The sequence below is a fragment of the Agrobacterium sp. DKPNP3 genome, from assembly GCF_052686535.1.
In genome coordinates this window covers 1-9,155 of the sequence record NZ_JBQYSN010000139.1, presented here as the reverse complement: position 1 = coordinate 9,155, position 9,155 = coordinate 1, and the positions used below count along the sequence as shown (strand labels likewise).

The 9,155-nt window shown below is 59.0% G+C and carries 13 protein-coding genes and 1 tRNA gene; 7 read left to right on the top strand and 7 right to left on the bottom strand.

The genetic code is table 11. From position 1 onward, the window contains the following. From secF to ACUTJJ_RS23730, 4 genes are all read left to right on the top strand, one after another. Positions 1-1,445, top strand: a 1,445-nt coding sequence (gene secF / locus ACUTJJ_RS23745; RefSeq protein WP_445543636.1) for a protein translocase subunit SecF, incomplete at its 5' end; no start/stop codon positions are given. Beyond that, on the top strand, positions 1,445-1,837 hold the full coding sequence (locus tag ACUTJJ_RS23740) for an Mth938-like domain-containing protein (protein ID WP_445543635.1): 393 nt from the start codon (positions 1,445-1,447) through the stop codon (positions 1,835-1,837). The genes secF and ACUTJJ_RS23740, both read left to right, overlap by 1 nt. Positions 1,838-1,860: 23 nt before the next feature. Further along, on the top strand, positions 1,861-2,706 hold the full coding sequence (locus ACUTJJ_RS23735; protein ID WP_445543634.1) for a phytoene/squalene synthase family protein: 846 nt from the start codon (positions 1,861-1,863) through the stop codon (positions 2,704-2,706). A 135-nt stretch (positions 2,707-2,841) separates the two neighbouring features. Beyond that, the gene (locus ACUTJJ_RS23730; protein WP_404496840.1) at positions 2,842-3,300 is read left to right on the top strand and encodes a hypothetical protein; all 459 of its coding nucleotides are present in this window, start codon (positions 2,842-2,844) and stop codon (positions 3,298-3,300) included. Positions 3,301-3,316: 16 nt separating this feature from the next. Here the strand turns inward: ACUTJJ_RS23730 and ACUTJJ_RS23725 are convergent, their stop codons facing one another. Together ACUTJJ_RS23725 and lipB are read right to left on the bottom strand one after the other, a co-directional pair. Then, positions 3,317-4,252, bottom strand: coding sequence for a DMT family transporter (locus ACUTJJ_RS23725; RefSeq protein WP_445543633.1), 936 nt, complete (start codon positions 4,250-4,252; stop codon positions 3,317-3,319). A 194-nt stretch (positions 4,253-4,446) separates the two neighbouring features. Next, on the bottom strand, positions 4,447-5,190 hold the full coding sequence (lipB, locus tag ACUTJJ_RS23720) for a lipoyl(octanoyl) transferase LipB (RefSeq protein ID WP_445543632.1): 744 nt from the start codon (positions 5,188-5,190) through the stop codon (positions 4,447-4,449). Positions 5,191-5,379: 189 nt separating this feature from the next. On the opposite strand from lipB, the gene ACUTJJ_RS23715 reads away from it, so the two are divergent. Continuing rightward, a tRNA-Leu gene (locus ACUTJJ_RS23715) sits at positions 5,380-5,464 on the top strand. Between the two features lie 160 nt (positions 5,465-5,624). Here the strand turns inward: ACUTJJ_RS23715 and ACUTJJ_RS23710 are convergent. Beyond that, positions 5,625-5,810 carry a hypothetical protein gene (locus ACUTJJ_RS23710; RefSeq protein ID WP_445543631.1) on the bottom strand — a complete coding sequence of 62 codons (186 nt, stop codon included), beginning with the start codon at positions 5,808-5,810 and terminating at the stop codon, positions 5,625-5,627. Between the two features lie 236 nt (positions 5,811-6,046). Between ACUTJJ_RS23710 and ACUTJJ_RS23705 the strand changes: the two genes are divergently transcribed. Continuing rightward, positions 6,047-6,433, top strand: a complete 387-nt coding sequence (locus ACUTJJ_RS23705; protein WP_445543630.1) for a PAS domain-containing protein — start codon at positions 6,047-6,049, stop codon at positions 6,431-6,433. A gap of 75 nt (positions 6,434-6,508) precedes the next feature. Here ACUTJJ_RS23705 and ACUTJJ_RS23700 read toward each other — a convergent pair whose 3' ends face one another. Further along, positions 6,509-6,676: a Thivi_2564 family membrane protein gene (locus ACUTJJ_RS23700; RefSeq protein ID WP_003502827.1), complete on the bottom strand. Its 168-nt coding sequence runs from the start codon at positions 6,674-6,676 to the stop codon at positions 6,509-6,511. Positions 6,677-6,797: 121 nt separating this feature from the next. Here ACUTJJ_RS23700 and ACUTJJ_RS23695 point away from each other — a divergent pair, with 121 nt between their 5' ends. Next, positions 6,798-7,226 carry an OsmC family protein gene (locus ACUTJJ_RS23695; RefSeq protein ID WP_445543629.1) on the top strand — a complete coding sequence of 143 codons (429 nt, stop codon included), beginning with the start codon at positions 6,798-6,800 and terminating at the stop codon, positions 7,224-7,226. 3 nt (positions 7,227-7,229) lie between these two features. Here ACUTJJ_RS23695 and ACUTJJ_RS23690 read toward each other — a convergent pair whose 3' ends face one another. From ACUTJJ_RS23690 to ACUTJJ_RS23680, 3 genes are all read right to left on the bottom strand, one after another. Continuing rightward, entirely contained in the window at positions 7,230-7,724 is a 495-nt protein-coding gene (locus ACUTJJ_RS23690; protein ID WP_445543628.1) for a peptide deformylase, read from the bottom strand. 18 nt (positions 7,725-7,742) lie between these two features. Continuing rightward, positions 7,743-8,045: a hypothetical protein gene (locus ACUTJJ_RS23685; RefSeq protein ID WP_445543627.1), complete on the bottom strand. Its 303-nt coding sequence runs from the start codon at positions 8,043-8,045 to the stop codon at positions 7,743-7,745. Continuing rightward, positions 8,045-9,155, bottom strand: a 1,111-nt coding sequence (locus ACUTJJ_RS23680) for a molybdopterin dinucleotide binding domain-containing protein (RefSeq protein WP_445543626.1), incomplete at its 5' end; no start/stop codon positions are given. The genes ACUTJJ_RS23680 and ACUTJJ_RS23685, both read right to left, overlap by 1 nt.

Genomic DNA, 9,155 nt, shown 5'->3' with positions numbered 1-9,155 from the left:
GCCTGACGGCGAGTGCCATCGGTGCTGTCGGCGTCCTCATCTTCATGTTCGTCTTCTACGGCTTCTTCGGCCTGCTCGCGAATATCGCTCTTGTGGTCAACGTCGTGATGCTGCTGGCCGTGCTCAGTGTGATCGGGTCGACGCTGACGCTACCGGGTATCGCAGGTATCGTGTTGACAATCGGCATGGCTGTAGACTCCAACGTTCTTATCTATGAGCGCATACGCGAGGAGGTGAAGAGCGGCAAACCGCTGATCCAGTCACTGGATAACGGCTTCACCCGCGCTTTTGCGACCATTATCGACGCCAACCTGACGACGCTGATCGTCGCCAGTGTGCTGTTTTACATGGGCACCGGTCCGGTCAAGGGCTTCGCCGTCACGCTTGCCGTTGGTATCATCACCACCGTCTTCACCGCCTATACGCTGACGGCGTGGATGTTCGGCTACTGGGTTCGCCGCAGCCGTCCGAAGCACCTGCCCAAGGGCGTTCGCACCGCCATGTTCGATGGCCGCGACATTCCCTTCATGCGGTATCGCCGTGTCGTCTTCATGATAACGGGTGCGATCATGCTGGCCTGCATCGGCGGCTTCGTGACCAAGGGTCTGAACCTCGGCATCGACTTCCAGGGGGGCTCGGTCATTGAGGTCCGCGCCAAGCAGGGCGATGCCGACATTGCCGATATTCGCGATCGTCTGAACCAGCTGAACCTCGGCGAAATCCAGGCGCAGAACTTCGGCTCGCCGCAGGATGTTCTCATCCGTATTCAGGCGCAGGAAGGCGGCGAAAATGCCGAGCAATCCGCCATCACCATGGTGCGTGGCGAGCTTGAGGACAAATACGACTTCCGCCGCGTGGAAGTCGTCGGTCCGGCGGTTTCCGGTGACCTGACCTACACCTCCACGATCGGCATCCTGCTCGCGATGACGGCGATCATGATCTACATCTGGGTGCGTTTCGAGTGGCAGTTTGCCCTTGGCGCCGTTATCTCGATGGTGCATGACGTGGTCTTCACAATCGGACTGTTCGTCTTCCTGGGGATAGAGTTCAACCTCACCAGTATCGCGGCGATCCTGACGATCATCGGTTATTCGCTGAACGACACCGTCGTCATCTATGACCGTATCCGTGAAAACCTGAGGCGGTACAAGAAGATGCCGCTTTCCATGATCATCGATGCGTCGCTGAACCAGACGCTGTCGCGTACGATCCTGACGGGTCTGACCGTCCTTCTGGCGCTTCTGGCGCTCTACCTCTTCGGCGGCGAGGTTATCCGCTCCTTCACCTTCGCCATGCTGTTCGGCGTCGGTATCGGCGTGTTCTCGTCGCTCTACATCGCCGCCCCGGTGCTGATCGCCTTCAAGCTGCGTCCCGATAGCAAGGACGCGGAAGACGAGAAGGACGAAAAGCCCGGTAACGCCATCGGCGGCAAGCCTGCCGTCTGATGGCCGGCGGGATTGAAATACGCCCGGCCCATTTTCCCGGCCGGGCGCCCATCGATGCCTATGGCAATGGCGGGTTTCGCTTCGCCGATATGTCGCATCGCGGCTCTCTTCTTCTCCTGCCTTCGGGCATTTACGGGTGGGAGCCCGCCGACCCGGCAGAGTTCGCTCTTCACCACTTCGAGAAAATTCTTGCCGAAGCGCAGGATATCGAAGTGCTGTTGATCGGCACGGGGGACGGCATGCGGGTTCTGCCGAAAGAGTTGCGCTCCGCCTTCAAGGAGGCCGGCATCTCCATTGACCCGATGAGTACGGGCGCTGCGGTGCGCACCTATAATATCATGCTTTCGGAATCGCGCGCCGTCGCTGCCGCGTTGATCGCCGTCGAAGGCTGAGGGCGTTTCGCGCGCGGGGAACCATGGCACCCACAGAAAATATCGATGTTTGCCTTGCGACGTTGCGCGACACAGACCGTGACCGCTATCTCGCCTGCCTTCTGTCACCCGCCGACAAGCGCAACGCTCTGGCGGCGCTTTATGCTTTCAATGCTGAGATCGCCCGTATCCGCGATTCCGTGCGCGAGGCGTTGCCCGGCGAAGTGCGCATGCAATGGTGGCGCGATCTGCTCGAAGGCAATCCGCATGGCGACAGCCAGTCTCATCCTGTCGCAGCAGCGCTTCTGACCACAATCGAGACCTATCGACTGCCGCGCCCGGTGCTGGCCAATATGATCGAGGCGCGTATCTTCGATCTTTATGACGACCTGTTCGAAGATCGCAACGCGCTTGAAGGTTACGCCGGAGAAACCGCATCAGCCTTGATCCAGCTCTCTAGCCTGGTGCTTTCTGCCGAAGATTCTGCCTCCAGTGCGGAGGCGGCCGGTCATGCGGGCGTCGCACAGGCCATGGCCGGAATGCTGCTGCTGACACCGCTGCACCGCCGTCGCGGGCAGATCTACATCCCTGCCGACATGCTGGCTGCGGCCGGGCTGGACCGCGAGACCTTCCTTGAAGGCGAAGACAGGCAGCGTATCGGCATCGCCATCGAGATTTTTGCAACCCATGCGCTCGATCACCTGGAAAAGGCACGACGCGCGAAGGTCTCGAAAAACAACTTTGCTGCCTATCTTCCTGTTTCGCTCGCCGGTCCCGTCATCGCCGCGGCACGCAAGGCGGGGAGCGGCGTTTTTGACGGCGACCTGCAGCTGTCGCAGCTTCGCCGGCAATGGCTGCTGGCAAAGGCGTCGTTTCTGAAGCGCTTCTGATTCACTGGCCGCCCTGCGGCCGTGCACGATTTGGATACCAAACTTCGCACAAGCCTCGGCCGATATGAACCTGAGCCGGGTTCGCATCGTTTCGATTCGCGAATCGTGATGTTTCGATGGTGAGGGAGCGCCCCGATGAATATGGCGATCTGGATTATCGTGTTCGTGCTGCTATCGGTCTTTGCCGTTTACGCCTGGCGCATGTCACGGGCCACGGATGAGGACAACAGCCATGACGTGGGGCAGGCGATCATGGATTTCGCCCGCGCCTTTCCGAACGAGGCGATCAGAAGCCTGCATATGACGGTGGATGGCGGTGCGGCATTCGTGCGGCTGCACGACAACAAGGCCGGCTTCATGCGCAACATGGGATCCCACTATGTCTGCGTCATGATCGATCCCGAGCGTATTCGGGTCGAAAGTCTGGAGAGCGGCGACGGTTTTGTCGTTACCTTCTTCGACATGCCCAAATATAGCGGCTCATATCGTTTCAAGTCGGCGGGGGAGGCGGCTGAGGTATCTCTCTGGCTGCTCGGCAGCCTTGTCGAGGCGCAGGACCATCACGGCGAAGACCCGCTGCCCTCGGGCACCTGAAGGTGCGCTAACGCGGCTATTGCGCGTCGAGCGGCGTCAGCGCGGCAGCTTGTTTCCGCTCGCGCCAGATGATGAACAGGCCGGATGCGACGATAATGAGAATGCCGAGCCATTTGGATGGCGTCGGGAAATCCGAAAACAGCGCATAACCGAGAATCGTCGCTGAGATGATTTCGAAATACTGGAATGGCGCGAGCAGAGAGAGCGGCGCCAGCCGGAAGGCCCTGACGATCAGCAGGTGCATGTAGCCGGATATCGATCCCAGCAAGACGAGCAGTGCGAGCGCATGGCCGGACTGCGGCAGCGAGACGGCAAAGTCCGTGTCACCGAGCGAGTGGCCGATGAGAAGCGCAGCGCCCATGAAGACGGTCCCTGCCATACCGGACATGGTCTGCATCACGAGCGGGCTATCCGCATCGCCGATGGCCCGGTTCAGGAAGAGATAGAGCGTATAGAGGAAAGCGCAGGCGACAGGCAGGAGCGAAGTCCAGCCGAAGATTTCAAAGCTCGGCTGAATGACGATCATGGCGCCGCCGAAACCGACGACAATCGCGGTCCAGCGCTTCCAGCCCACTTTGTCGCCGAGGAAAAGAGCCGACATCATTGTCAGCATGAAGGGTTCGACAAAATAGATCGCAAAAACATCTGCGAGCGGCATGTATTTGACGGCAGCAAAGAACAGCAGGCTGGCGGAAGCATGCAGCACACCACGCAGGTAGTTCATCCAGGGCCGTTTGGCGCTGAACAGTGCGCGGGGCGATACCACCAGCAACAAAGGCAGCGTGCAGACCAGCTGGAAAAAGAAGCGGTAGAACGTCACCTGCGCCGGCGACATGCCGCCGACGACAGCCATGTATTTGGCGATCGCATCCATGATGGGCAGCACCAGCATGCAGGTCGCCATGATGGCCATGCCCTTGGCGACGTCGCTTAAACCGGTGTGGCTTGTCATGTGATGCTGCACTTTCGGCCGGCGGGCCGGAACAGAGGGGAGGGGACGGGACAGCCGCCCCGTTTATTCAGTGTCTGGCATTCCCGGCGCGGCAGACCCTTCATAGCAATGCCGAAACGATAACGCACATTGCTTTTTATCATGCGTCTTATCAGCGCCGCTGATCCATTCGGGTTTTTAGGCCCGTGACGTTGTTAAACGACGGTTTCGGGCACCGTCACCACATCTGACGTGGCGGGGCCGAAGACTTCTTCAAAGGCCTCACGCAGGAACACATCGACATCGCCAACCGTAACCGGCAATCCAAGATCAACGAGGCTGGTGACGCCATAGGCGCTGATGCCGCAGGGTACGATTCCGGAAAAATGCGAGAGGTCCGGATCGACGTTGATCGACAGGCCGTGAAAGCTCACCCATTTACGCAGGCGTATGCCGAGCGCTGCGATCTTGTCTTCCGCCATCCCGCCGTCGGGAAGCAATGGTTTTTCGGGGCGTCGGACCCAGACGCCGACGCGATCCTCGCGGCGTTCGCCGCGTACATTCATCTTGTCCAGCGTGCGGATTATGACATCCTCGAGCGCAGCCACATAGGCGCGGACGTCCTGCCGCCGGCGTTTGAGGTCGAGCATCACGTAGACGACACGTTGCCCCGGGCCATGATAGGTATATTCGCCGCCACGGCCCGTCGCAAAGACGGGGAAGCGGTTCGGCTCGATGAGGTCGGATTCGTCAGCGCTGGTGCCGGCGGTGTAGAGTGGCGGGTGTTCAAGAAGCCAGACGAGTTCGTCTGCCTCGCCGCTAGCGATCGCGGCAACCTCACGCTCCATCTCTGCGATCGCCCTCTCGTAAGGGATGAGACCATCGGAGATTCGCCAGCGAACCGGGGGCGAACCGGCAGCAGGCAGCATATTTGTCTCGATATCGGTGCGTGTGAGCATGAAAAAGTCCTTTCCACAGCCTTCTCGCAAAATGGCGACATGGCCGCAACCCCAGCATTTCCGGGCTTCCTGCATATAGGATGGTGCAGTGCGATTTTTAATTTCAAAAAACTGTCACGACGCTCTTGTGCACCGAAAATCCTTTTGCTACATGCACCCCCGTCGGCGCAAGTCGACGCCTACCACGATGCGGTCGTGGCGGAATTGGTAGACGCGCAGCGTTGAGGTCGCTGTGGGGCAACCCGTGGAAGTTCGAGTCTTCTCGACCGCACCAAACAAACCCGCTTCGGCGGGTTTTTTCTTGTGCCAGACCCTTGGCCGGATTTTCTCCCGTTGTTTCTAAGCTGATCCGGTAAGATGTACGCGGGCAGCATGTCGTCAGAGGAATGAGGTGCAGCGTGTTTTCGCTGCGCCTCAAGAGAAAGCCGATTGGCTTATCGGCGGATGATGTAGTTGGAGTTGTCGCCGCCGCGGTTCCCGTCGCCTACGCGGTAAGGGTCACCGTCCATGACCTGGTCCATCCGCCATTGGGAGCCTCGATAGGGGCTTTCCCAGGTCTGGCATCCAGCAAGGGCAATCGTCGCCGTCAGCAATCCAAATGTAAGCGCGGTTCGCAGCATTTCGTCCTCCTATGATCTTTCATCGCGGCGTAATGTAGGATCATGTTCAGCGCATTGCGATGTTTTCCGGAAATTTGATCTGCTTTTCAGGCAGGCTGATGTCCAAAGGGCGTTTGAAGTCCGTGGAAATCGAATCCACGTTGTCGCGAAGCGCGATCTTCCCCCAAAAAGCGAGGGGTGGAATATCAGAGGTCTAATGTTAGCTTTTGCTCGGGGAACGTGGCTTGGGGGTTTTCGTGCCAGGGGATAAAGCGGATTCAGACGATGCGCTTGGTTATTTCATGTGGAGCATTACCGACAACAGGCTGATCATGGATAAGATCACCGCGGAATGTCACGGTTTTGCCGAGCCGGTTGCCTCACGCGGGGTAACGATCGAAGCGATCCTCGAAAGGATCGACATCGAGATGCGCGATGCGGTGGCGAAAGCCATATTCGATAGCATCACGACCGGCGTTTTTTTCGACCAGCGCTACAAGGTCAATCTGCCGGATGGTTCCAAGCGTTGGGTCGTCGCAAAGGGCAGGGCGATTTTCGACGCCGAAAACACGCCTTTTCTGGGCATTGGCAGCGTCAGGGATATTTCGATGCGAAAGGACTTTCATTTTGAGCCTCGACAGTAGGACGTAGCTCCTGAATTCAGCCCATAAAAAGAGGCGGCTTTCGCCGCCTTTCTTCGTCTGCAATGCGCCGGGCCATCAAAAGACGGCGAGATATTTCAGCAGTGAAATAATGCCGATGATGATGACGATCACCTGTGCGATCTGTTTCGCTCCACCGCCGACCGGCAGGCGCGCGATAAGCCACAAGACGAGCACGATCACCAGGAAGGTGATCAGAATGCTGACGAGCGTAGATGTAACCATATGTCCCAGCTCCCTGTAAAATAAAGGTTTCAACGTTCACTACCGTTGTGCGGATAAAAAGCGCGAGATAGGTTTTTGTTCCACGTGTTCGATTGCGCGCGATTAAATTAGGACTTGCTGAATGGCGGATGGTGGGAAGGTAAAGTTGCGGCCCGTTGGGGCGAGAGCGGAGGTGGCGCGGCTTGGCCGCCCGTCCGTTTCCACTGTCACGGGCGGCCGCATCGATATCGTGACCGGGGTGTCCGAGCCCGGCTTCAATCCGATCGACCTTCTTTATTCATCACTTGCCGCGTGTCTTGCGCTGTGCGCCCGGATCGCCGCCAGCCGGCTGGGTTTTCTGGAGCGCTTTGACGGGGTTGTCGTTGAGGTCACCGGCGAAAAATCGGCCGAGGAGCCGTATCGCATCATCCGTTTCGACATCGGCATCAAGGTCCACGGTGACCTCGATACGGAAAAACGCAACGCCATTGCTCATCTGGCCGAGGAGATCTGCACCGTCAGCAACACGCTGAAGGGCGATGCGGAATTCGCAGTGTCCGTAACGGGCTGACGATCAGGCCTTTCTCGATTTTTCCCATTTCTTCACGAGCCGGTCGCGCTTGAGTTTCGAGAGGCGTCTCAGCCAGAAAATGCCATCGAGTTGGTCGATCTCGTGCTGGATGCAGACGGCGTGAAAGCCAGTGGCGGCCTGCCGATGTTCCGCGCCCGAAATGTCCTGAAACCGCACCTCGATTTCGGCCGGTCGCTCCACCTCTTCCGTAAAGCCCGGCATGGAAACGCTTCCCTCTACGTGCCTTATGGTCTGCGGCGAGCGGCTGAGGATTTCGGCGTTGATGTAGGTGAGCACCGTTCCCGGTGTCAGTTCCAGCACGAAAACGCGCTGCTCGACGCCGATGTGGGCGGCGGTGATGCCGACACCGGGCGCTGCTCGCATCGTGTCGACTAAATCCGTTACAAGCGCCTGCAAGTGCTCATCAAACGCCGTGACCGGCGCGCAGATGTGGGACAGGCCCGCATGGGGATAGGCAAGGATAGGCCTTGGTGCCAAAGGGGAACTCCGTTCACGTCACAGGCTTGTAGATGAGGCGGCGAGCGCCTGTCCTTCCGCCGTTGTCTCCAGAAAGCTGCGTTGCGTTCGCGCGTCGCGCTTTGTCACGTACACGAAACGCGGCGACAGGAGCGTGATTTCGCGCAGAACAATCGCATGCGCAAGACCAAACTGCCTAGCAATGCTGCGGCTGTCCGCGGCAATGTCCAGATGAACCGCCAGAAGGATTGCTGCACCCGTCGCCGAGAGCGGCTGTGGCGAGCATTCCTGGACCCGTTCCACTGCCGCCATGAATGCGGCGGCGGATTGCGGTCCATCCATTATTTAGCGTCCGGCCGCAGGCGAACCGAGACCAGCACCGATTTCGATGTCGGCGTGAAACTGCCTTCGCCATAACTCGACAACGGAACCAGCACATTCAGTTCCGGATAGTATCCGCCAATGCTGCCCTTCGGGATGTTATAGGGCACCAACCGGAAATTCCGCGCAATTCGCTCCATGCCATCGCCGTATTCACCGATCACGTCGACACGCTGGCGCGAATGGGCGCCGAGCGCTTCCATATCAGCCGGGTTCATGAAGAGGACCTGGCGATCGCCGTAGACGCCGCGATAACGGTCATCCATGCCATAGATCGTGGTGTTATATTGATCATGGCTACGCAGGGTCTGCAGCACAAAGAGATTGTCGCGCGTGAGCGCCTTTTGATGTTCTGTCTGTTCGGGCAGAGGGCCGCTATAGAAGGTGGCCTTGTTCGCTGGTGTGTTCCATTCGCGCTCCGCCGCCGCGTTACGCAGGTGGAAGCCGCGCGGCACGCGGACGCGTTCATTGAAATTTTCAAAGCCGGGAATGACCCGCTCGATCATGTCGCGAATGAGGTCGTAGTCGTCGGCAAGCGCCTTCCAGTCGACTGGCGCGTTGCCGAGCGTCGCCTCGGCAATACCCGCGATGATGGCGACTTCCGACCGGAGTGCCTCGGAGGCAGGTGGATTGATGCCGCCGGAACCGTGAACCATACTCATGGAATCCTCGACCGTGACGATCTGCGCTCGTCCTGACGAGTTGCGGTCGATTTCCGTCCGTCCGAGGCAGGGCAGAATGAATGAGGTTTCGCCCGGAACCAGATGTGAATGGTTAAGCTTGGTGGCGATGTTGACCGTGAGCTTCTGATTTTCGAAGGCCTTGACGATCAGCGGACTATCAGGGGTCGCCCGCATGAAATTTCCACCGAGCGCGATAAAGGCCTGAGCCTTGCCATCCAGCATTGCCGCGACAGCCTCGACGGTATTATGGCCCCGCCGACGTGGCATGGGCACGCCGAGTTCCTTCTCTAGCGCGTCGAGGAGGGCCGGCGGCGCTTTCTCATCGATGCCGACCGTGCGGTCGCCCTGCACGTTGGAGTGGCCGCGCACGGGGCAAAGACCAGCGCCT